This window comes from Limnothrix sp. FACHB-406 (assembly GCF_014698235.1).
Taxonomy (GTDB): domain Bacteria; phylum Cyanobacteriota; class Cyanobacteriia; order CACIAM-69d; family CACIAM-69d; genus CACIAM-69d.
In genome coordinates this window covers 348,179-371,608 of the sequence record NZ_JACJSP010000001.1, presented here as the reverse complement: position 1 = coordinate 371,608, position 23,430 = coordinate 348,179, and the positions used below count along the sequence as shown (strand labels likewise).

General features: G+C 56.4%; 19 protein-coding genes. 7 read left to right on the top strand and 12 right to left on the bottom strand.

Features of this window, described 5'->3' with window-relative positions; genetic code table 11:
- The first annotated feature begins 2 nt into the window (after positions 1 to 2).
- Positions 3 to 1,439, top strand: coding sequence for an SPOR domain-containing protein (locus H6G53_RS01515; RefSeq protein WP_190530706.1), 1,437 nt, complete (start codon positions 3 to 5; stop codon positions 1,437 to 1,439).
- A 74-nt stretch (positions 1,440 to 1,513) separates the two neighbouring features.
- Here the strand turns inward: H6G53_RS01515 and patD are convergent, their stop codons facing one another.
- Complete coding sequence (gene patD, locus H6G53_RS01510; RefSeq protein ID WP_190530705.1) at positions 1,514 to 1,960, bottom strand: heterocyst frequency control protein PatD; 447 nt, start codon at positions 1,958 to 1,960, stop codon at positions 1,514 to 1,516.
- Positions 1,961 to 2,639: 679 nt separating this feature from the next.
- On the opposite strand from patD, the gene H6G53_RS01505 reads away from it, so the two are divergent.
- Positions 2,640 to 4,904 (top strand): bifunctional (p)ppGpp synthetase/guanosine-3',5'-bis(diphosphate) 3'-pyrophosphohydrolase, encoded by a 2,265-nt coding sequence (locus H6G53_RS01505; RefSeq protein ID WP_099534169.1) that lies wholly within the window; start codon positions 2,640 to 2,642, stop codon positions 4,902 to 4,904.
- 88 nt (positions 4,905 to 4,992) lie between these two features.
- Here H6G53_RS01505 and H6G53_RS01500 read toward each other — a convergent pair whose 3' ends face one another.
- A complete protein-coding gene (locus H6G53_RS01500) occupies positions 4,993 to 5,790 on the bottom strand; it encodes an ABC-2 family transporter protein (protein ID WP_199309093.1) in 798 nt (265 codons plus the stop codon).
- A 318-nt stretch (positions 5,791 to 6,108) separates the two neighbouring features.
- On the opposite strand from H6G53_RS01500, the gene H6G53_RS01495 reads away from it, so the two are divergent.
- A complete protein-coding gene (locus H6G53_RS01495; RefSeq protein ID WP_190530704.1) occupies positions 6,109 to 6,774 on the top strand; it encodes an SHOCT domain-containing protein in 666 nt (221 codons plus the stop codon).
- A 24-nt stretch (positions 6,775 to 6,798) separates the two neighbouring features.
- Positions 6,799 to 9,822 (top strand): glycerol-3-phosphate acyltransferase, encoded by a 3,024-nt coding sequence (locus H6G53_RS01490; protein ID WP_190530703.1) that lies wholly within the window; start codon positions 6,799 to 6,801, stop codon positions 9,820 to 9,822.
- Between the two features lie 116 nt (positions 9,823 to 9,938).
- Here H6G53_RS01490 and H6G53_RS01485 read toward each other — a convergent pair whose 3' ends face one another.
- The 7 genes from H6G53_RS01485 to prfC all read right to left on the bottom strand — a co-directional run bounded on the left by H6G53_RS01485 (position 9,939) and on the right by prfC (position 18,485).
- Entirely contained in the window at positions 9,939 to 10,328 is a 390-nt protein-coding gene (locus tag H6G53_RS01485) for a RidA family protein (protein WP_190530702.1), read from the bottom strand.
- A gap of 35 nt (positions 10,329 to 10,363) precedes the next feature.
- Positions 10,364 to 10,801, bottom strand: coding sequence for an NUDIX hydrolase (locus H6G53_RS01480; RefSeq protein WP_190530701.1), 438 nt, complete (start codon positions 10,799 to 10,801; stop codon positions 10,364 to 10,366).
- On the bottom strand, positions 10,798 to 12,723 hold the full coding sequence (locus H6G53_RS01475; RefSeq protein ID WP_190530700.1) for a hypothetical protein: 1,926 nt from the start codon (positions 12,721 to 12,723) through the stop codon (positions 10,798 to 10,800). The genes H6G53_RS01480 and H6G53_RS01475 overlap by 4 nt, the downstream gene beginning before the upstream one ends.
- Positions 12,724 to 12,743: 20 nt before the next feature.
- A complete protein-coding gene (locus tag H6G53_RS01470; protein WP_199309081.1) occupies positions 12,744 to 15,404 on the bottom strand; it encodes an endonuclease MutS2 in 2,661 nt (886 codons plus the stop codon).
- 300 nt (positions 15,405 to 15,704) lie between these two features.
- Positions 15,705 to 16,001 (bottom strand): hypothetical protein, encoded by a 297-nt coding sequence (locus H6G53_RS01465; RefSeq protein WP_190530699.1) that lies wholly within the window; start codon positions 15,999 to 16,001, stop codon positions 15,705 to 15,707.
- A 247-nt stretch (positions 16,002 to 16,248) separates the two neighbouring features.
- Entirely contained in the window at positions 16,249 to 16,875 is a 627-nt protein-coding gene (locus H6G53_RS01460; protein ID WP_190354729.1) for a class I SAM-dependent methyltransferase, read from the bottom strand.
- The gene (gene prfC, locus H6G53_RS01455) at positions 16,875 to 18,485 is read right to left on the bottom strand and encodes a peptide chain release factor 3 (protein WP_190354728.1); all 1,611 of its coding nucleotides are present in this window, start codon (positions 18,483 to 18,485) and stop codon (positions 16,875 to 16,877) included. The genes H6G53_RS01460 and prfC overlap by 1 nt, the downstream gene beginning before the upstream one ends.
- Before the next feature lie 341 nt (positions 18,486 to 18,826).
- Here prfC and H6G53_RS01450 point away from each other — a divergent pair, with 341 nt between their 5' ends.
- From H6G53_RS01450 to H6G53_RS01440, 3 genes are all read left to right on the top strand, one after another.
- A complete protein-coding gene (locus H6G53_RS01450; protein WP_190354727.1) occupies positions 18,827 to 19,159 on the top strand; it encodes a hypothetical protein in 333 nt (110 codons plus the stop codon).
- Positions 19,160 to 19,233: 74 nt separating this feature from the next.
- Positions 19,234 to 20,040 carry a pseudouridine synthase gene (locus tag H6G53_RS01445; RefSeq protein ID WP_190530766.1) on the top strand — a complete coding sequence of 269 codons (807 nt, stop codon included), beginning with the start codon at positions 19,234 to 19,236 and terminating at the stop codon, positions 20,038 to 20,040.
- A 324-nt stretch (positions 20,041 to 20,364) separates the two neighbouring features.
- Complete coding sequence (locus tag H6G53_RS01440) at positions 20,365 to 21,609, top strand: helix-turn-helix domain-containing protein (protein ID WP_190530698.1); 1,245 nt, start codon at positions 20,365 to 20,367, stop codon at positions 21,607 to 21,609.
- A 137-nt stretch (positions 21,610 to 21,746) separates the two neighbouring features.
- Here the strand turns inward: H6G53_RS01440 and H6G53_RS01435 are convergent, their stop codons facing one another.
- From H6G53_RS01435 to ndhC, 3 genes are read right to left on the bottom strand one after another with little or no spacing between them, the layout of a single operon-like run.
- A complete protein-coding gene (locus H6G53_RS01435; RefSeq protein ID WP_099534304.1) occupies positions 21,747 to 22,280 on the bottom strand; it encodes an NAD(P)H-quinone oxidoreductase subunit J in 534 nt (177 codons plus the stop codon).
- A 12-nt stretch (positions 22,281 to 22,292) separates the two neighbouring features.
- Positions 22,293 to 23,000: an NADH dehydrogenase subunit K gene (locus H6G53_RS01430; protein ID WP_099534303.1), complete on the bottom strand. Its 708-nt coding sequence runs from the start codon at positions 22,998 to 23,000 to the stop codon at positions 22,293 to 22,295.
- Positions 22,991 to 23,353, bottom strand: a complete 363-nt coding sequence (gene ndhC, locus H6G53_RS01425; protein ID WP_099534302.1) for a photosynthetic/respiratory NAD(P)H-quinone oxidoreductase subunit C — start codon at positions 23,351 to 23,353, stop codon at positions 22,991 to 22,993. The genes H6G53_RS01430 and ndhC overlap by 10 nt, the downstream gene beginning before the upstream one ends.
- Positions 23,354 to 23,430 lie beyond the last annotated feature (77 nt).

Genomic DNA, 23,430 nt, shown 5'->3' with positions numbered 1-23,430 from the left:
CCATGCAGATCAAGATGGCGATGGATATGGAAATGGATATGGAACCCGAAGCGGTCAAAGTTTCTCAAGTTTCTATGGATATCCACGGTGATATTAAGAGCGCACCCCATCCCACCCATCCTCCGAAACATCGCCAGCGGGGCCAGAATCAGCCGAGTCAACATCCCCAGAACCCAATGGGCCAAAGCTGGGGGCGTTGGTTGGGGGCAATGGCGCTGACCTGCTGCGGCCTGGGAGCGATCGCCCCCGTAGCTTCGGCCAATGACACGCTTCCCTTTGGTGCGCCCTTGCCCGGTGCGCCGGCCGCGCCGATCCCCGAGGTTGAAAGGCCCGCTGCTGCGCCCCCACCGCGCTCGCCGATTGATGTGGAAGTGTTGGAAGCGCCGCGCCCCAGCCCGATCGCGAACCCAACAACTACGGAAGAAACCGGCTGGGTGGTGGAAGAGGGAGCTGGCTCGGGGGTGACCATGGTGCAGGAACCTCCAACCACCTCCAGCGCGATCGCCCCAACCAACCCAACTGATCGCAACTTCTTTGAGCCGGTGGTTCCCAGCCAAGGCCGTTATGTGGTCTATGCCCTCGGCGATAGTTTGGGGCTTTTCGAGCAGGTTAAACAACTGTCTCCCACGGCGGCTTTTGTCACCTATCGGGGGCAAACGGCCGTGCGGGCTGGGCTATTTGAGCGATCGATCGATGCCACTGCCCGGGTACGAGAACTGGCTCAACGGGGGATCACCGCTGAAATTGGCGAATTGAGTGAATCGGCAGCTTCCGGATCGGCGGCTTCTGGATCCGATGCCACCGTTAATGCCAGCGTCAATTCTTTCAATCGGGTGCAACCGGTTCGATCGCCCCTGCCCGCTCGATCGGGCGCGGCCGGGTGGTCGCCAACACGGGGCCCCAATCAGGATGAACCGGATCCCAGCGCCCTTTTTGCTAATTTTGAACCCGCCGGCCGTGATCCCCAATGGCAACCGCCCAGCAACACGGCTCCGCTCCCGATGGCGGGCCGCCGGTTGCCCCCCTTGGGAAACACCAGCCGATCGCGCAGTTTGCCCGAGCCACCACCGGAACCCATGGCCAGCCTGCCGGACTTGGAACCGATCTTTGCGCCAGCCCCCAGCCGCCTTGCGCCTTTGCCTCGATCGAGCAATCAGTTCCCCAGCACCCTGGCCGCCGCCAGTTCCACGGCAACCAATGACCCGGCCTATTTTGTGGTGGTGACCAACGGGCGATCGCCCCTCGCGCAACTGATTAACCGGCTCAGTGAACTGGGGGTTCCGGCTTCCAGCGTCTTCCCCAACGAAACCGGCGGTCTGCGCATTGGCCCCTTTGCCGACCAATCCATGGCCCAACAGTGGCGATCGCGTCTTGGGGCAGCCAACCTAACCACCGAGCTGATGCAAAACGGTTGGATCATCGACGGCAATAATCCCTAGAACATCCCTAAGGCATCCCTAAGGCGGTCACCTCCGCGTTTATTGCCCCTGATCTTTACATTTGCCCCTGATCTTTACATTTGCCCCTGATCTGGCGCGATCGTCCCTTCGCCCGCCGCCAGGGTTTGGCCATGGGCGCAATAGTTCTGCAACAGCTTGAGCCTCTCTTGCATGGTCGATCGCCGCTGGGCAAAGGTCGCTGGTTGACGAGCCATTCGCAAAAATGCCCAATCCGTTTCCAGCAAACGTAACTGTTTGTAAATTTCCACTTGCAGTGATTGCTCCAGGCCGCTGCCCTCCGCCAGCCCCGTCACCGCCATCCGCAGATCGGCCAGCGCTTCATTCAGATCCGCCGGAGGCTGGGTTGCCGCTTGCAAGCGCAATTCAAAGCATTCGAGCGTTAATCGTAGTTTTTCGTAGCCTTGATCCGATAAACTGCCATTATCGACTGGTTCAAGCGAGCCAAGCGCTGCCTTTTCGGAATTTGACACATTTTCACTGATCGAATCGGGAGATTGCATAGGACGATCGGTTGTAATGAAGGGGCGGGGATCAGGGCGATCGGGTGTAATCCAAAAAACATCATTCCCAATTGCGTGAAACCGAAGAGAATTTAGTAGAATCTATTGCATTTCATAAAAATTTCCTCCAACCTTCGGGCCGTTCACAAACCACAGTCCAAGGGTCAGGGATGCTTAGAAAATTTGGTCGAAGCATGACAGAAACCAGCTTTCTAAGTTAGACCTAATTACAGCGTTCTCTAAATTTAAAACTCCTTTTAGCGATAACGGTCTCAGCCGCTATGTTCCAGCCAGGGACAGGGGGTTAACAGCACCCTAGCAGTTTGAGGCTCTTCTTGTCGTCTTCGCAGGTCATTTTGCTTTCAGGCTCTTGGTTTTGAATTGCTGAGTTGATGTGTGATGTTCCCTCAGCCTGGGGTCATCACTCGGCCCCATTTCAGCCAGCCTTTTCCCTGTCTAAGCATTCACTTTGGTTGGTCATTGGTTGGCCATTGGTTCAGCTCCAGTCCTGAAGAATCACCGTTTCTGATCGCCCTTTGCGCAGATTGGGCTTAATTGCACACCCTTCAGGCTGGGGATCATTCTCATCAATGGGAATTGGCCAGTGGAATGACCCTCACTCGTTCGATCGCTCCTCACCCCCCATCCCAGACCCTAACTTTTTTCCCTCAAAAATCCTATGGTTGTCGCCGTTTCCCACCATTACTCGCCCATTGATGAATATCCCAGCCTGTCGTTGCCCACCTGGCTCAGCCAATGTTTAATGGAGGATTTTCATCATCCCCAAGGCACAGAACGCCCCCTAGGCAACAGCTTGATTTGTCGAGCCTTTCAATTTGCCTATGATCTGCATCAAGATCAATATCGGGCTTCCGGTGAACCCTACATTGCCCATCCGGTGGCCGTGGCTGGTTTGCTGCGAGAATTGGGGGGCAGCCCCGAGATGATTGCAGCGGGTTTTCTACACGATATTGTGGAAGACACGGCTACAACCCCGGAAGATTTGGAAGCCAAGTTTGGTGCAGAAGTGCGATTTTTGGTGGAAGGGGTCACGAAGCTTTCTAAGTTTAATTTTTCTAGTAAAAAAGAGCAGCAGGCGGAAAATTTCAGGCGAATGTTTTTGGCGATGGCCAAGGACATTCGTGTGATTGTGGTGAAACTGGCCGATCGCCTGCACAATATGCGAACTTTGGAGCATCTGGCTCCGGAAAAACAGCGCCGAATTTCCCAAGAAACCATGGATATTTTCGCGCCCTTGGCCAATCGTCTGGGCATTGGGCGCTTTAAGTGGGAACTGGAAGATCTGTCGTTTAAATATCTTCAACCGGATGCCTATCGGGAAATTCAAGAACTGGTGGCGGAAAAACGCACCGATCGCGAGGCCCGGCTCGATCGGGTGTTGCAAATTCTGCGCGATCGGCTCAACCAACTGGGCATTCAAAGCGCCGAAACCAGCGGCCGGCCCAAGCATCTCTATGGCATTTACCAAAAGATGCAGCGTCAGAATAAAAGCTTCTGGGAAATTTATGACATTGCTGCCGTGCGCGTCATTGTCCAATCGGTTGATGAATGTTACCGCGCTTTAGCCGTGGTTCATGATGAATTTCGCCCCATCCCTGGCCGGTTCAAGGATTACATTGGTCTGCCCAAACCCAACCGCTATCAATCGCTTCATACCTCAGTAATTGGCTTGACGGGACGGCCCTTGGAGGTGCAAATTCGCACCGAAGAAATGCATCGAGTGGCGGAATACGGGATTGCAGCCCACTGGAAATATAAGGAAACGGGTGGTAGCCACTTGGCCGCCAGCACCGATGATGAAAAGTTTATTTGGCTGCGGCAATTGCTGGAATGGCAAAGCGATCTGAAGGATGCGCATGAGTATCTGGAAAATGTTAAGAAAAATCTCTTTGAGGATGAGATTTATGTCTTTACACCCAAGGGCGATGTGATTGCCCTCAGCAACCATGCAACCCCGGTGGATTTTGCCTACCGGATTCATACGGAGGTGGGCAACCATTGCGCGGGGGCCCTGGTGAATCGCCGGATGGTGACCCTGGATACGGGCCTGCAAAACGGCGACATCATTGAAATCATCACCCAGAAAAATGCGCACCCCAGCCTTGACTGGCTGAATTTTGTGGTGACAGCCACTGCCCGCAACCGGATCCGGCTGTGGTACAAGCGATCGCGCCGGGAAGAAAACATCAGCCGCGGCCGCGAGCTGCTGGAAAAGGAACTGGGTAAGCAAGGGTTTGAAAGTTTTCTGAAGTCCGCACCCATGCAGGCGGTGGCGGAGCGCTGCAACTACCACAGCGTGGATGACACCCTGGCCGCGCTGGGCTACGGGGAAATTACGTTGAATATGCTGCTGGGGCGGATTCGTGAGGTGGTGAAAACCGCGCAACCGGTGGCCGAGGCGGTGATTATGCCGTCGTCCAGCCCGCGCCCCCACGGGGATTCGGGGTCAAATCGCCATCGCCTGTCGCCCATTTTGGGGGTGGAAGGGCTGTTGCATCACATGGCGGGCTGTTGTCACGCGGTGCCGGGTGAGCCGATCGTGGGGGTGGTGACCCGCAGCAGCCGGGGCTTGGCCATTCACCGCCAAGATTGCAGCAATTTGGCCAATGTGCCGGGCGATCGCCTGGTTCCGGTGAGTTGGAACCCCGAGGTGACCAATGTGGGTCGCCAGCCCACCTATCCCGTGGAAATTCGGGTGGAAACGATCGATCGGGTGGGGGTGCTCAAGGATATTTTGACCCGACTGGCGGACTCGAATGTGAACGTGAACCGGGCCGCCGTGAAAACCAAGCCGGGTGAAACGGCCATGATCACCTTGGGCATTGACATCTGCGATCGAACCCAGCTCGATCGGGTCTTTACCCACATTCGCAAGATGAGCGACGTGATTGATCTGCGGCGGGTTTTCCAAAACGCGGAATAGCGATCAACGGAAATACTGGTGGGAGCGCACGGCCGTACGTATACCCGTACGCTCCTACTTGGGCGTTTTTGTTGCTGAGGCCGGCCGCTTAGGCTCCCATGCCGGAATATTGCCGCAGACCCCGCCGCCAGAGCCAACGATTCAAGCCATAAAAAAAGCCACTCCACAGCCCGATCGCCAAGAGTCCCTTACCCCAATCCACCGGCAAACCCATCAACAACGCAGCGGGAAAGTGGATCAGATAAGGAAATGGAGTCCATTCCACAATCGATCGCACCAGGGGCGGAAACACTTCCAACGGAGCCAAAATTCCTGAACCCAGCAGATAAATAAAAAACCAAGCCTGTTCCAGGGCGGCCGCTTTTTCCATCCAAAATGCCCCCATGGCAAAGGTGTATTGAATTAAAAATCGCAGGCCAAAGGCCAAAAGCGTAATGATCATAAACCCCAAGAGATTTGTGGCGCTAGGCAGCCAAAATGATTGGGGATAGAGCACAAAAAATAAGATCACGAGCAACCCAATGATCGGCAATCGCACAAATCGCTCCGTGAGGTGGGAAACCAGGTGATGCCAAACTGGGTCGATCGGCTGTAAAAGCTTGGGCGAAAGGAGACCTTGGTTCACTTCTTTTTCAAATTCCCAAACCACCCAAACCACGTTCATTTGTCGAGCAATGAATGCGGCTAGGTAATATTGAGCAAATTGGATGGAAGACAGCCCGAATTGCCCCGTTTCCGCCGCTTTGACCCAAGCACCCATCAAAATGAACGGCACGGCCCCCGAAAGGGCCCAAAGCAATAATTCCGCCCGATATTCCAACATATAGGCGTAATAGGTGGTGCTCAGGGCGCGGAAGATGGCTCCCGATCGCCGAATTTGTCCCATTAAGGACTTAGGGGAGGATTTAGGGGCTTGAGGAGTAGATTGCATGGGCGCAGTGATGATGAATTTCTAATTGAGCAGTTCCCAATGAATAAATTTCTGATGGATGAATTTTCGATGATCCAACTGTCAATCAATCACAACGTAGATCAAATAGTGATCAAATTGTAATCAGAGAGCCATCAAACAGAGAAATTAAGAAATGAAGAAAAGCAATCAAGAAGAACGACCAGAAAAGCATAGTCAAAAAAGGTAGATCAAAAGTAGATCGAAAGTAGATCAAAAACCGTAAATCCAATCGTCAGGGACTGAGGTAGGGGCATGGATGTTCAAAGGCTACAGTCGATCGCCAATCGCCACGGGTTCTCGGTGGCAGCGGTCAGCCATTTGGCCGACAAGATTCGATCGGGACGCGGAACCATGGCCCAGTTTAATCACCCGGAGTTGGGCGGGGCGGGTCAATGGATGCAGGGAGGGATGGTGATGATTGGGGATCTGTTTAATCAGTCCCTGAAAGCTCGGGTGGCTAACCTGTGCCAAGACTTGTACCAGGACTTGTGCCAGACCTGGGCGACAGAATTGCCAACCACTCCAGGTGTTGCCCACTCAACGCAGGTGCAATACCAAAGCGCCCCGATCGCCCCACCCAGTCAGCCATCTCGCCAGCCCCCCAGTCAAGCAACCCCCGGCCAGTCGCCGCTCCCCTGGAACCCCATGCCGCCCATGGACTTCGGAGCGGTCGATTGCTGGTGGCCAAGGGACTGGGGCCAGCCCTCAATCCAAGGCCGCCAAAACCATCTGGATTATGCTTATTTTGCGCCGTTCAATCGCCTGGCCCTGCGACAGGGTGGAATGGTGACTGTTTATGACACCACGGGTTATCAGATTACGGGATTCAGCCAGCAACAAACGACGGAAAGCCAGGGGCTGATTTGTTTCAGTTCCCGGGGACAGGTGGCGGTTCGTCAGTTCCCACAGTTAGTTTGAGCATTGCCTCGACCGTTGCCATCCATGACCAGCGAACAGACCTTGGGCCTTCTACTGTTGCTAACCCTTTGTCCGGCTTTGGGAGCTTTGCCGCTCACGGACTGGATTGTGCGTTGGGGCACGGGCAAACGGTTGCGACGGTTGGGCACGGGAAATGTCAGCGTCTCGGCGGCTTTTTACCATGCGGGGCCCTGGTGGGGCCTGTTGGCTGTGTCGGGGGAGGCCCTGAAGGGATTGGGCGCGGTGTGGTTGGCTCGGCAGTTTTTCCCGATCGAGTCGGGCTGGGAATGGCTGACGATCGGGGGTGTTGTGTTGGGGCGCTACTGGGTGGGCCGAGGCGCGGGCATGACCAATGCCACTTGGGGGGCGATCGCCCATGAACCCAGTGCGGCGTTGCTAACGGGGTTGCTGTCGGTGTCTGGGTTTGCCTTCACGCGCGATCGCCAAACCAGTCGGTTGCTGGCCCTGGCGCTCTATCCGTTGATGTTGGGGTTGCTGAATCCCAATGGGGTCGATCGGGTGGTGGGGGCTGTGTTGGTGGCGGCTTTGCTGGCCTGGATTTGCCAAACCATGCCCGAGGATCTGGCCTTGGGGCGATCGGGAGCGGCCGCCGGTTCTCAAGGGGCCATGGGCTTTTTTCAAGGCAAGGCAGATTCAATGCTCTCTCTCGATCAACCACTGGATCCACAACGGGCCGGCACGAAGGCCGCTACCCTGTCCCGCTTGAAGGCTTGGGGCTATCCGGTTTTGCCCGGTTGGATTTTGCTGCCGGGAGATGATCCCGTGCTGTTGGCCAACCGCTTGGCGGGCCAGGGCGAGTTAACTGAAGGGGTGGCCCAAGCCATTTTTGATCCGCCTCTGATTGTGCGATCGTCCGCGATCGGGGAGGACGGCGATCGCTCGGCCGCCGCTGGCTTGTATTGCACCGTCAGTGATGTGCGTACCCCCTTGGAGTTGGTGGAAGCGGCGGCGGTGGTTTTTGTGTCCTATGACGCACCGGAGGCGATCGAGTATCGGCGCGATCGCAACCTGCCCGATGCCAGCATGGCCGTGCTGGTGCAACCACAAATTGCCGGAGCCTTTTCGGGAGTAGCCTTCAGCCGCGATCCCGTGACGCAACAGGGCGAAGCGGTTTTGGTGGAAGCCCTGCCCGGTTCCGCTGCCCAGGTGGTTTCCGGGCGCATCACCCCCGAATCGTACCGGATTGATTTGAGTGAATTGGATGTGACGGCCTGGCGCGAGTCCCGATCGGTTGCCTTTCCGGGCCCGGCCAATCCACCCCAGTCGATCGAGTCAGAATTGCGCGCCCTCGCCACCAGCACGCGCCCCCTGGCCGCCGAAACCGGAACCGGCGATGTGCCCGGCTGGTTGGTGCGGGAAGTGGCCCTGTTGACGCGGGATTTGGAATCTCACTTTGATGGCGTTCCCCAGGATGTGGAATGGACATTTGACGGCCAGCACCTGTGGATTTTGCAGGCTCGCCCCATCACCACCCTGCTACCCATTTGGACGCGGCGGATGGCCGCGGAAGCCATTCCCGGCGTAATTCGGCCCCTCACTTGGTCCATTAACCGGCCCATGACCTGTGGGGCTTGGGGGCGACTGTTCACGCTGGTTTTGGGCGATCGGGCAGCGGGATTGGATTTTTTGGAAACGGCCACCCTATTCCACGGCCGCGCCTATTTCAACGTCACCCTGTTGGCGGATCTGTTTCGGCGGATGGGCTTGCCGCCCGAGAGCTTGGAAGCCCTCACCCACGGGGGCAAAATGAGCCGGCCACCCCTCACGGCCACCCTGCGCAACTTGCCGGGGCTTTGGCGGCTGTTGGGTCGGGAGTGGAATTTGGATCGATCGTTTCAGCGCGACTGGGAACAGTGGTTTGAACCCGGACTCCAAAGCCTGGAAACCCTGCCAGCAGAACAGTTTTCAGAGCCAGAACGCCTCCTGGTGCGGGCAGAACAGATTATGGGGCTGCTCGATCGCGCCACGGAGTACAGCATTTTGGCCCCCCTGAGTGCGGCCCTGCGCCAGGCGATCGGCCGTCGCAAACCGGAGCAACTCGATCCCAGCCGCCACCCGGAAGTGGCCGCCACCCGCTGGCTCCAGAATTTGGCTCAACGGATGCAAGCGGTTTTGTCCTTGGAGCGAATTCGCGCCTTGGATCAGGCCCCGGCCGTTTGGGCCGCCTTGGCAGAGTCACCGGAAGGGCGGGAAATTCTCGCTAGCTTTCAAGTGTTTCTGGACACCTATGGCTATTTGAGCGAAGTGGGAACCGATGTGGCCGTGCCCACCTGGCGCGAGGCGGTGGAAATTCCACAGACCATGCTGTTGCAGTTGGCCAAAACCCCAATCACCCAGCCTAGCAACCCTCGCCGTCAAACCTCGATCGCCCAGCGCCGTCTTGATTTGAAAGGGCAGGTGGCAGAACTCTACAACAAGCTTTTGGCGCAACTGCGATGGACTTTTGTGGCCCTAGAGCAGCAGTGGCAGGCGATCGGCCTGTTGCAGCAGGAAGGCGACATTTTTTATCTGGAATTAGCTGAAATTCGGCAATGGGTGGCTCACCCCCAAAACCAAAACCTGCAACGGATTCTGACCGCTCGGATTGCCCAACGCCGCCAGGCCTTTGCCGATTGGTGCGAAACGCCGGCCGCTCCGTTGGTCTATGGCCAAGAGCCGCCCCTTTGTGCGCTGGAGTGGAGTGCGGCGGCGGCGCGATCGACCCTCCGTGGGTTGGGCGGTAGTCCCGGCCGGGTGGAGGGGCGTGTGATTGTGATTCGATCGCTGAGTGAACTGACCCTGGCTCCGGCGATCGATCAACGATCCATTTTGGTGATTCCCCATGCGGATGCAGCTTGGGGGCCCCTTCTGGTGCGGGCTGGCGGCCTCATTTGCGAGGCGGGGGGGCGCTTGTCCCACGGAGCGATCGTGGCGCGGGAATATCGAATCCCAGCGGTGATGGACATTCCCAACGCCACCCAACGACTCCGCACGGGGCAACTGTTGCGGCTGGATGGCACAACCGGCACGATCGAGATCTTAGATTGATTGACCTTGGGGCCGGCTCGATCGTCCGGTTTGTCGGCTGGAAAATACCGCTCTGTTAATCCGCATGAACAGCCCATTCATCACAGCTCGATCGGGCTGTGATCTGGTGAGTTCGGTTAATCAACAATGGCGGTGCAGTCAATTTCCACCAATACATTCTTGGGCAAACGAGCCACTTCCACGGTTGCCCGCGCCGGAGCTGTTACCTCAGAAAAGTATCTGGCATAAACCATATTTACCATGGTGAAATCATCCATATTCGCCAAGAAAATTGTGGTTTTCACCACATTGGCAAAACTGGTTCCTCCGGCTTCCAAAACTGCTTCCAGATTTTGCATCACCCGTTCCGTTTGGGCCACCACATCGCCTTCATGGACGAGCTGATTCGTGGCCGGATCAATGGAAATTTGTCCCGAGGCAAACAGCATTCCATTCGCGACGATCGCTTGGTTATAGGGACCAACGGGGTTAGGCGCTTTGTCGGTTTGAATAACTTGTTTAGGCATGATCTAATGGGCAACCAGAGAATTAGTAATCAAAATCAGGGGCGAGGTCGCTGTCCATAATAGCGGTAACGGAGGTAATCTTCGAGGATGCGATCGTGATCAAAGCAAAGATTTTGGGGTAGCTCCCAAGGATTAAAAATCGCTAAATTTTGGGCATCATCGGCCGCTTGGGGATCGCCCGTTGCTGTGGCAATAAACACCACGCTCATGGTGTGTTTGCGCGCATCCCGCTGCGGGTCGGAATACACATAAAATTGCTCGATTAAGGTCACAGCCAAGCAAGTTTCTTCGAGGGCTTCGCGCCGGGCCGCGTCTTCCACCGATTCGCCATAATCCACAAAGCCGCCGGGAATCGCCCAACCCAGCGGATCGTATTTCCGCTCAATCAACACGATCGGGCGGTGAGGGCGATCGACCAATTCAATAATCAAATCCACCGTGGGGGCTGGATTACGGTAGGTTGGCTCACTCATGATTTTTGCGGAAAAGAATAGGAACCGGCGAGGGGGTAGACCGTGCCGCGATCGGTGTCGAAGGCCCAGGCGGTGATTTTAGGTGATCGCACAATCTCCAGCCGTTTTTGGGGATCAGACACCAATTTGTCTAGCTCAAAACTCTTGCTCCAGCGATTATTAGGACAAACAAAATCACCAATGATTTGCCCCATGCCACGATAGTTTTTGCCCACTTTGGCTGCTGTGAAGGGAATTGTTGCGCCGTCTTTTTCGTAAGCCAATAAAACTGATCGCGTGGGTTGGCAACCACCACCCAAGGTCAGCTCGCCGCCGGCCATATATTCCCAGGTCTCGTCATTTTTTTGGATCGTGAGGGTTTGGAAGTTTCCGGCGATCGGCTGGCCCTTCGCCATAATTTTCAAATCACTCTTAATCGGCATCGGCAAAGCTAAGGGCGGCTTGATAAATCCGAGGCGATCCACATCCCCGATCGTCTTTAAAACATGGTCATTCAGTTCAGGATAAATCCACTCCGTGAAGCAGCGTTCATCTTGGAAACTGTTGATGAACGTTAAGCAAGCTTTGCCCTGATGGCGATCGCGACTGAAGTTTGCCAAGTTGCGCGACCCGATCGCAAAGCTGGCGTAATGCAACACTAAAAATAGGGTTAATGCAAAAATCACCAGCCCTTTTCGCCAAGGTTTGGGTAGGCGGCGCTGAGTGAATTGGGGCAGCAAAATCGCAGACAGATGAATAATCGCAATCCACAGATAAAGCGAAAAGGTTTGGTAACGGGAAGTCAGGGCAGAATCGGGCCCAAATCCAAATCGCCCGAGGGTGACGATCGCATCCGTTCCAATCGCGTAGCACCCAAAGATCACCCACTCAAACGATCGCACCCGATCGCCCCGCCAAGCCAGGATTACTAACCCCAAAAAGCCCAGCAATCCCAAAGCACCCAGCAGTTGACTCAGCCCTAAATCATCAAACCCCAGGATTGCCCCCATCAAGGCAAACCAATATTTCAACCCCTCGATCGGTTGTTGCAGCGGCCCTGCAAAACTCGGGTGGCTGGGGGGTTTGTAGTAATCCCAAAAATAGAGCAGCAAATTCGCCGCCATTGCCGCCAGCCAAACTCCAAGGCCGATCCAGGATTGGCGAGCCGTCGCCCCCAACAATTGAATCGATCGCCCCAAATCCCCCACAACCTTGTAGGGGCGCACCGCCGTGCGCCCACCACCATCTTCGTCACCTAACGATCCAATTTCACCAACATCCCGCACCGCCGTGCGCCCACCAGCATCTTGCCGACCCAACCCAACGATCCAATCCTTTAAAAACAACGCCGGGAACGACAGAAACCAGCAAAACATCCCGCTAGCGCTGGAATAGGTGCTGATTGTAGCTAACACAATATTGATCGCAATTTTCTGCCAAAACTTCAGCGAAGATTGCGCCAACCATAAGCTCGTGGTGATGCAAAAAATCGGCAGGAAAACAACAATTTGAATGCTATAAACCCAGTTTTCCCATTGGGACGGACTGAAGAGTAAGCAACTGGCTAAGGCAAAGGCGATCGCCTGAAATCTGCGATCTAAAACGGTCGATCGCCCCAGGGCAAAAATCGCCCCCGCCGCCCCACAAACCAGGGCAAAAATCACCGCCAACTCTGCCCGAATATCCCAGCCGGTCAGATAAGCCAATCCCAAAAAAATTAGCCGGGGAAAGACTTTGCGGCTTTCATTGTGCTGGGAAATAAAATCCGCGAAGGTCAGGGGTTGTTGCTCCGCCAACTTCACGAACAACACCCCCGGCGTGTCCCACTGGTCGTAGGTGGGTAGGTTTACGCCATAACGCATCATCAAGGCCGCCAGCAGCAGCGCGGGCAGCACCCAAACCGCCAGCCACGGCCAGCCCTTCGATCGAACGGCATTCAACACACACCACTCCTGGCCAGAACCTAACGCAAATAGGCGATCGTCACGCCCGTGCCGCCGTCCTCGCGGGGGGCATCCTCAAACCGTTCCACCAGTCGATGGGTTTTGAGGTGAGCGCGCACGCCGTCTCGCAGTTTACCGGTTCCCTTGCCATGCAAGATCCACAGGCAACCAAAGTCAGCGGAAATCGCCCGATCGATCGCCTGTTCCACCTCGATTTCCGCGTCGGCCACCCGGGCCCCGCGAATATCTAGGGTGTTGCTGCTGGTGCGGAGGATCGATCGCTCCTTGGTTTTCGGCGGCGCGGGTTTTGGCTCCGGTTTTTGCACCTCGATTTTTTTGCCATCGAGGGATTCCACATCGGCAAAACTGAGGGTCGCTTTAATCAGCCCCATCCGAATCGTGATTTCCTCGTCGGCCTCATCGATCGCCAGCACCTCCGCCGCGCCGCCGAGCTTGGGCACGCGCACCCGTTCGCCCACCTGGGGTTTGTAGCCCTTGGGTTTCGGTTTCGGCTGCTGAGACGGTAGAAATCGTTGGGCAATTTCGCCCACCTGGGCCGTGGCTTGCTGGGCTTGCTGGCCCGTGGGTGTGCCCCGCTGCAACTGCCGGATCACCTGGGCAATTTCGCTACGGGCCCGCTCGATTTCCTTTTGGACGGCGGCTTCTTGGGTTTGCTTGAGCTGTTCTTCACGCTCCTTCAGGGTTTGGGCCTTGCGATCGATTTGTTCATGCAAAAACTCCGCCCGCTGCAACAGGTGCGCCACCTCGTTGGCCTTGGCTTCCTGGCGGCGGCGTTCGGCTTCTAGTCCGGCGATCGTCCGGTTGATGTCTTCCGATTGGCCGCCAACCCGATCGCCCGCGGCCGTCACCACGGCTTCATCCAACCCCAACCGGCGGGCAATGCTCAAGGCGTTCGATCGCCCCGGAATCCCCCACAGCAACCGATAGGTGGGGCTGAGGGTTTGGTCATCAAATTCCACCGAGGCGTTCTCGAACCGGCTGTCACGATATTTCAGGGTTTTCAGTTCCCCAAAGTGCGTCGTCGCCACGGTCAAGCGGGCGCGATCGGCTAGAGCTTCCAACAGGGCCGCAGCCAGGGCGCTGCCCTCGGCCGGGTCGGTTCCCGCGCCGACCTCATCCAACAACACCAACGATTCCAGACCACGTTCCCGTAGGGGCGCACCGCCGTGCGCCCTTTCCGTAGCGATCGCACCCAACCCGTTCGGATCATCGTTGGTGGCGGGGCGATCGGCGGAGGGCGCAAGGCCTTGCGCCCCTACGGTTTCGGTTTCGTTGAATTCTGGATTGTTGGCATCGTCAAAATCACCCTCGGGTAGGGGCGCACCGCCGTGCGCCCTTTCCGGGGCGATCACATTCAACCCGTCGGTGGTGGTGGGGCGATCAGGCTCCAGGACATCCAGGATGCGGACGATCCGGCGGATGTGGCCCGAAAAGGTGGACAGGTTCTGCTCGATCGACTGTTCATCACCGATATCCGCCAACACCTGGCTAAACCACGGCAACTCCACCGGCTCCCGCGCGGGCACAAACAGCCCCGCCTTCGCCATCAGGGCCGCCAAGCCCAGGGTTTTCAGGGTGACGGTTTTGCCCCCCGTGTTCGGCCCCGTAATCGCCACCACCCGAATCGTCGGATCCACCCGCACATCGATCGGGATTACGTCCCGCCCTTGCTCGTGCTTCTGTTGCCAAATCAACAGCGGGTGGCGCAACTGCCGCAGGGTCAGGGTTTCACCGGTCTCAATAAAACGTGGTGCATTGCCCTCAATCCAAAAGGAATAGCGGGCCCGCGCGGCGGCTAAATCCAGCTCCGTAGCCACCGCCAACAGTCGCTCCAGATCCGAAGCCACCTCGGCAATTTGCTCGCTCAGCCGCCGCCGGACGATTTCCGACTCGATCGCCTCTTGCCGTTGCCATTGGCGCAGGCGGTTGTTTTGCTCCGTAATCGTGTGGGGTTCCACGTACAGGGTCGCGCCCGTGGAAGACGTGTCGTGGACAATGCCGCGAATCACGTCCTTATGGCTGGCCTTCACGGGAATCACGAACCGATCGCCCCGTTGGCTAATATTTGGTTCCTGAATCGCGTTGGACTGCTGCTGCATGATGTTGTGCAGCTTTTGGTAAATCCAATCGCGGCCAGCCCGCAGCTTTTCGCGGACTTCCGCCAACTTGGGGCTAGCGCGATCGGTCACATCACCGCGATCATCGATGCAGTAGTGAATTTCCTGCTCCAGCTCGGGATAAGTCCGCAGCTCCTCAACCAGGGCCGCCAGGGCCGGCAAATCTTCCCGCTGATCGATCGCCCGGCGCAGGTTGCGGGCCCCGGAGAGGGTGGTGGCCACTTCCAACAGTTCCTCACCGGCCAGCACACCGCCCCGCGTTGCCCGATCGAGCGCTGAGCCAATATCCGCAATCCCGCCAAAATTCAGGCCCCCCGTAGCGCTGCGTTCCAGCTCCCAGGCCTCGCGGGTTTGGGCTAACAGGGCTTCGCTGGTACGGCGATCGCCCGGAATCGGTAACTGTCGGGCCACGATCGCCCCCAGCTTGGTTGCCGTAAAGGTTGCCAGATGCTGGCAAAGGCGCGGCCATTCCAACAATTCCAGGGTTTCAATCTGGATCGACTCAGCTTGATTGGCAATCAGTGATGATGGCAACGGAGACACAGGCAACCTAACGTTATTGCGATGAAAAACGGCGCGGTTCTTCTATTGTAAAGGTCAAGCTCAAAAGACAGATCTAGGAAATTTCAGAAATTGCTGATCTTGTCCTGCTTTGTCCTTGATCAAATTTTCTAACTCAGACCTGATTTTGATTCAAGGATTAATCTGGCTATATTTTTGGGTCTAACTGTGTTGATCCTGATTGCATTTTCTGCCATTGCGTTGGCTGGCCGCGTCGATCGTCTGATCGCTGACGGCTCCAATCTTTGATTGATCTAACTTGACTGATCCAACTTGATTGATCTAATACATTTGCAATTCAATTTGTCGAATCGAAATGAAGCGTTCGTCCGGCAAAAGAATCACTCGATCTTGAAAAATCGGTCGCCCGCGAAAGGTGTGCCAATTCACCACAATTCCATAGGGCCGCCGAGCGCGATCGACCATAATCACACAGTAGGCCTCATAGATAGCTCGGGCTGCTCGCAACAAGTCCAGCTCTGGCCCCTCTGGCGGCAGTTCCAGGTAGTCTGCATAGTCGGTCTCGGGCGGCTGAGACCGTTTAGACAAGGCACGCGATCGGGTGGATGAGTATGGCACAGGGCAGAACCAAGGTGAAGGAAACAAGCAAAGGAACGCGGGGAAGTGCCCTATCACCCATCATCAAGGCACTCTAATTGCAGGTTTACCTCAAATGGTGACAGAATTCCAGTCTCAATTTTTCAGTGATCCCATCAAAGTCCTGCAAACAGCACTTTGAAGCATGAATTTAAGACATGTATCTAAAACATGTATCTAAAACATAAATTTAGAACATAAATTTAGAACACAAGCTGAGAACATGTACTTAAAACATGACTTTCTCGGAAATCCAAAGACTCTGTTGATAGTCGAGGATGCAGCTCCAACCCTGCTGGCTTAAGAATTCCTTCGTGAGTCGGGCTTTGCCACCGCCCGGTAACCCATTGTCATCGAGCAAAATGATGCAACCTTGGCGTAATTTATCCCAGGCGGCTTCAATTTCTGCCAGTTGATGGGCCTGGGATTGTTGTTGAATTTGAGGATCGTCCCACCAATCCAAACTATCCAAATACAGCAAGTCGATCGGGCGATCGAACTGTTTGAGGAAGGTCACCGAATCACTGCAAACATACTCAATTCGCTGAGCCACATGCTGGGTGCAGTGCTGGGAAGTGGTCAGATTTTCCGGCGACAGATCCACCGTCCAAAGACGACCGCCATCAAAGGTTTCTAGGGTTTCACCAAAGATGGTGGTTGAGCAGCCAGCTCCCCAGTCGTCGGGTAGTCGCTGAGTGCCGGTTTCCACAATCACCCCATCCCGCCGATCGCCCAAGTGTTGCAAAAACAGCCCGATCGCTGACTTGAACGTTGGATAGCGGGCTTGGGGGGCTGACCCAAAGCGTTGGTCAAACCAGCCCCCAAAATAGCCAAATGTCGCAGATCGTGAAGTCATTAGGTTAAGGGTGCGATCGATTGGAGTTGTAGGCTGGGGTGATCTCCCTCCACCTGTTGACAATTCCACTCGTTTTTGAACAACAAAACGGGACGATCCCACATATCTTTGACGGTCATGGCATTAAACAACCGGCCCACTTTGGCTAGCTCATCCCAACCGGCAGTGACCCAACGGGCCACGGAGTAGGGCAGCAGCTCAACCCGTGATTCCACACCGTATTCACTTTGCAAGCGGAATTGCACCACTTCAAATTGCAGTTGCCCCACGGCCGCCAGAATTGGATCGCGCTTGGCTTCGTCGGTGGAATACATGATTTGGACGGCTCCTTCTTCGCGAAGTTCCGAAATTCCCTTCTGAAATTGTTTGAATTTAGAGGGGTTAGGGTTTCGCAAATAGGCAAAGAGTTCCGGTGAAAAACAAGGAATGCCTTCGTATTCAATTTTGGGGCCGATGTAAATGGTGTCCCCGATCGAGAAGGCTCCAGGATTGTTTAAGCCAATGACATCGCCCGCATAGGCTTCCTCAACGGATTCGCGATCCTGGGCAAAGAGTTTTTGCGGCCGAGCCAATCGTAAGCTTTTGCCCGATCGCGCATGGGTCACCACCATGTCTTTCTCGAATTTGCCGGAGCAAACCCGCACAAAGGCCACCCGATCGCGGTGTTTCGGATCCATGTTGGCCTGCAACTTGAAGACAAAGCCCGAAAAATGCTCATGGGTTGGGTCAACGGATCCAGTTCGGGCGGTGCGGGGGCCTGGCTTGGCCGCATAGTCCAAGAAGGCATCGAGAAACAGTTGCACCCCAAAATTGGTCATGGCACTACCGAAGAAAACGGGGGTGAGTTCGCCGGCCAAAACCGCTTCGAGATCCAACTCAGAACCCACTTCTTCAATCAGTTCCAGTTCATCCCTAAAGGCTTGATAAACATCCGGTTCCACCAGTTCCAGCAGTTCCGGTGCGTCCAAATCCAGGGTGGTTTCGCCGGCCATTTTGCTGCCGTGGCGCGATCGCTGGAACAGATGCACTTTCCGAGTACGGCGATCGAACACTCCTTTGAAGCGATCGCCCGTCCCGATCGGCCAGTTCACCGGATAGGTGGCGAGTTTTAGTTCCTTTTCAATTTCATCTAATAGATTCAGCGGTTCTTGAGAGGGGCGATCGAGCTTGTTGGCAAAGGTAAAAATCGGCAATTTCCGCAACCGGCAAACCTCAAACAGTTTGCGCGTTTGTGGCTCCAACCCTTTAGCCGCATCAATCAACATCACCGCATTATCCGCAGCGGCCAGGGTGCGGTAAGTGTCTTCGCTGAAATCTTGGTGACCGGGCGTATCCAACAAATTAATTTGGCAGTCACGATATTCAAACTGCAACACCGTGGAGGTGATGGAAATGCCCCGTTGCTTTTCCAATTCCATCCAGTCTGAGGTGGCCTGGCGCTGGTCGCGACGGGCCCGCACGGAACCGGCTTCGTGAATTGCACCGCCATACAGGAGCAACTTTTCCGTGAGGGTGGTTTTCCCCGCGTCCGGGTGGGAAATAATGGCAAAGTTGCGGCGGCGGTTAACTTCCACAGCCAGTTTGGCGGAGTCGGCGAATTCAACGACCATGGTTCAACGGAAGGATTGGCTTTCAGATTATAGGGGCTTGGGCCGGTGTGGGCGGCTGGGGCCCGATCGATTGCAACCGCCGCAACCGATCTCGATCGCAACCATCCTGTTAAATCGATCGCACGGGAACCGAATCAATCCCTGTATCTTCTGAGGATCAGAATCCGATTTTCAATGGCAGTCAGAATTGGCTGAAATCCGAAAGTTGCTGAAAGCCAATGGATTGAAACGCCGTCTGACATGCCATTGACAACCCCCTGACATCTGGCGGCCTTAGGCTGACCGACGATTACCCAGCGGCTGGGCCGCGTTGGAGTCCTGCGTTTTGAGGTGCGATCGACATGCGAAACAATCTCAGCCTTGCGATCACCACCCTAATGACTGTGGTTGGCTTGCAGCTTCTGTTGCTACCGCGATCGAGCACCACGGCCAAAATTCCCCAAACAACAGCTTGCACCCAGGCGGCGGTTTCTGGGCGCTGGTTTGGGGTCTCCTTGGGGCAATCGCAGCAGCAGCTTGATGATCCTTGGACGATCGCCACCCTGGAAACCAATACCATTCCCAGTCCTCAAGGGGCGCTGGATTGGCTGCGGGGCCATACGATAGGCTGCGAACCGCCCCCATCACCCACCCCAACCCCATCACCTACCCCAACCTCAGCATCCCGCCCGTGAGTCGTCGCCGCCGTCCTACTGTCCCTGCCCGATCGTCCGCCTCTGACTTGACCCAGCCGATCGCCCCTGGGGCAATGGCTGCCCCCCACGCGATCGCGCCCCAAGCTGGGCAACGGTTGCAAAAGGTATTGTCCCAATGGGGCTTGGCTTCCCGTCGCCATGCGGAAGTTTGGATTACGGAAGGGCGAGTGCGGGTCAACGGCCAGGTGGCGCAATTGGGCTGCGTGGTCAATCCCGCAGTGGATCAAATTGAGGTTGATGGTCGGCCCGTTCATCCAGCCGATCGACCCGCACTGATCTATCTACTGTTGAATAAGCCCGCCCGGGTGCTGTCGGCTTGTGCAGACGATCGGCAGCGGCGAACCGTGTTGGATTTACTTCCCCGATCGCTCGTTGAACAAACGGGACTGCACCCCGTGGGCCGCTTAGATTGGGATTCCACTGGGGCCTTGTTGTTAACCAACGATGGGGAACTGACCCACGCCCTCACCCATCCTCGGTTTCACCAACCCAAAACCTATCGCGTGTGGGTGCAGGGACAGCCCAGCGCCCAAGTGTTGGCGCAATGGCGACAGGGCATTTTATTGGATGGCCGCCCAACGCTGCCGGCCCAAGTCCGCGAGGTGCAAGGGCGCGGGAATCACCCTCAGGGCGATCGCACGGAACTAGAAATCACTTTGGTGGAAGGTCGAAATCGGCAAATTCGACGCATGGCCGAATTATTCGGTCATCCGGTGATAAAGTTGCACCGTATTGCTATTGGTTCGCTCACCCTGAAATCAAAGCAGGGTCAAGAGCTGCCAATCGGCACTCATCGGCATCTAACAGCCGCTGAAATTCAGCAGTTGCGCCGCCAGTCCGGCTTAGGATCAGCCCATTAATCCCAGTCCGACTCGTTCCCCGTCGATTGATCATGATTGATCATCATGCTTGCCGGAATTCCCCTTGAATTCCCAAAAGCGTCGCGAGCGGTATCGGTCAAGACCCAGCCCATGGGACAATCCTAATCTCAGACCCAAGTACCATCCTCAAGATTCTGACCTCAAAAATCTGACCTCAAAATTCTGATGGTGGTTGTCTAAACCTTCGCAAGATGGCCTCTCGGTCGCTAGGATAGTCACGAGTCTTCGTCTCCCCAACTCTCGGTACAATCTTCCAACTCCTCCCCGTTCCGCCGCATCACGCACCGCAGCAGCCACAAGGATATGAACGACAGCACGATGCCTGCTGACTCGCCCCAAGTTGAGCGCCTTGTTGAAATCGGCGCTCGACTGCGGGAATGTCGCGAAAGCCAAGGCTTAACGATCGAGTCCGTCGCGGCAACCACCAAAATTCAACGTCGTATCCTGCAAGCACTTGAGGCGGCCGACTCGTCCTCGCTGCCCGAGCCGGTTTATGTGCGCGGGTTTATTGCCAAGTACGCCACGGCTTTGGGGTTGGATGGTTCCGAAATTGCCCAGGAATATCCGCTGCAAAATGGCATAGTTCCCGTGCGCTCCCAACGGGTGCTGTCGGTGATTCCTGCTCCCCAGCTCAAGCCGGCCCATTTGGTGATGCTGTATATCGGTGTCCTGATTGCGTCGGTGTTGGGTCTGTCGGCCCTGTTGCGCCAAAGCCAGCCGGCCCCCAGCACGGTGATTGTGCAGCCGCCGGTTGCTTCACCCAGCCCGGCGGTTACGCCGACTCCCCGATCGACTGCCAGCCCCAGTACCCCAGCTCGCCCGACGGCGGCCGCTAGCCCTTCACCTAGCCCCACGCCTTCGCCTAGCCCTTCACCGACTCCCAGTCCTTCACCGACTCCTAGCCCTAGCCCTTCACCGACTCCTAGCCCCAGTCCGTCACCTAGCCCTTCGCCCAGCCCGACTCCTACGGCTTCTGCCACACCGAAGCCCACCACGAGTCCGAGTCCTCGTGCCACGACCCCCACGCCCTCACCGAGGCGCACGGCGGCCCAGTCGCCCCGCCCTGCTGCGACCAGCAGTCCTGCGCGATCGCCCGTTCCAGCCCTAGCCAGTGGGGGTGACGGGGTGTTGGTGGCTCAGGGAATTGCTAGCCAAATTCGCTTTCCGCAGCGGCTCAACCTGGCCCCGATCGCCCCAGTGCGGGTGAATGTGCGGCTCACGGCCCGTTCTTGGGTGCGAATTCTGACCGATGGCAAGGTGACCTATGAAGGGGTCTTGCCCGAAGGAACCCAGCGTTTGGTGACGGGTCAGCGCAATGTGGTGGTGGTGACGGGCAATGCGGGAGGGACATTCCTGAGCTACAACGAGGGCACAGAACGGAAGCTGGGTAATACAGGAGCGGTGCAGTCGGCTCGCTTTGGCACGCCCGGTGCTGGCCAGGCTCCGGGGCGATCGAACAATCGTCCTAGCAATCAGCGTGGCGGCACTCCGGCAAATAACCAAAATCAGGCGCGGGACGGCGCAAATCGCAATAGCTTACCCAACTAGCCGGTTATATTTGCGTGGCTCTTGTGTAGCCGATCAGCGAGTGTTTTCAACCTTTTGATTATTCCCCATATGCTGCAAAGCCCTCGGATCGATCAAATCACGATCCGAGGGCTTTGAGTATCGTTGATTGGGACGGCCTAATAGGCATCCTGCAGTTCGTAGAAGTCTGGCGAGATATAGTCCTTGCGCAAGGGCCAGCCCACCCAATCTTCTGGCATCAGAATCCGCTTCAGGCTCGGGTGGCCTTCGTAGACAATGCCGTACATATCGTAGGCTTCGCGTTCTTGCCAGTCAGCGCCTTTCCAGATCCAGTAGACCGAGGCTACGGTTGGGTTGGCACGCGGCAGGAACACCTTGACACGCACTTCCTTGGGCTTGGTCACGTTGTCGGCCACCTGCACCAGGTGATAGAGACTCACGAGGTCTTCACCGGGGCCCAGGTCGTAGGCACACTGACATTGGAGGTAATTAAACCCGTAGGCATAGAGGGCGGTGGCAATCGGGAGCCATTTGTCCCGATCGACCTTGATCACTTCCACGCCCAAATCATCGATTTCCAGCAGTTCGTTACCGAAGCCGTTGCTGGTCAGCCATTGGGAAATGTCCCCTTTGAGGGCGATCGCACCGGCTTCGTTGGTGGCGAGATCGGTGGGTTGGGTTTCGTCGGCCATGCGTTGCGTCTCCTAAGCTTCCTGTTTGGCCCGATCGGTCAACAGCGCGGGCGGCACGGGCAGCCCGATCGCGTCGGTCAGGCTCTTGGGCGGGGCTTGTCGGCCCGGCTCTTGCAAATAGCGACCGGTCAAAATCGGCGAAGTTGGCTTCATTTGGTGGTCGATTGTGTAGTAGCGGTTGGTTTGGGCCGTGGCTCCGCGCTCCGCCAGTGACTCATTGGCCACCTTTTTGCGCAGCTTGATAATCGCATCCACGATCGCTTCCGGACGGGGCGGGCAACCGGGCAGATACACATCCACCGGAATCAACTTATCCACACCGCGCACGGCCGAAGGTGAGTCCACGCTGAACATGCCACCCGTGATCGTGCAAGCCCCCATGGCGATCACATATTTCGGCTCTGGCATTTGCTCATACAAGCGCACCAGGGCCGGAGCCATTTTCATGGTGATCGTTCCGGCGGTGATCAACAAATCTGCCTGGCGCGGGCTGGAGCGGGGCACCAGTCCAAAGCGGTCAAAGTCAAAACGGGAGCCAATCAGGGCCGCAAATTCAATGAAGCAACAGGCCGTGCCATAGAGCATCGGCCACAAACTCGACAACTTCGCCCAGTTGTAGAGGTCATCCACCGTGGTCAAAATCACGTTTTCCGACAGATCTTGTGTGATCTGCGGACGACCCACGGACTCGATCGGGTTAGGGTTCGGTGTTACGACCATTCCAACGCTCCTTTGCGCCAGGCATAAACAAGGGCAATGACCAGGATGGCAATGAAGACCAGGGCCTCAATGAAAGCCAACAGACCCAAGCGGCTAAAAGCCACCGCCCAGGGGTATAGAAACACGGTTTCCACGTCAAAGACCACGAAAACCAGTGCAAACATGTAGTAACGGATATTGAACTGAATCCAAGCTCCGCCGATCGGCTCCATCCCTGATTCGTAGGTCGTGCGCCGTTCCTTGCCAGGACGCTTGGGGCGCACAACGGCAGAAGCACCTAGGGCAAGCACAGGCACAATGCCGCAAAGCAGCAGGAAGCCTAGAAAGTATTCATAGCCACTCAGCGTAAACATATCTGGGGGTACTGCTGGAGAACTCTAAAGCGGGGATCAGCGCCTTTTTTCCCAACCTGGGGTCGGATTCACCCAGG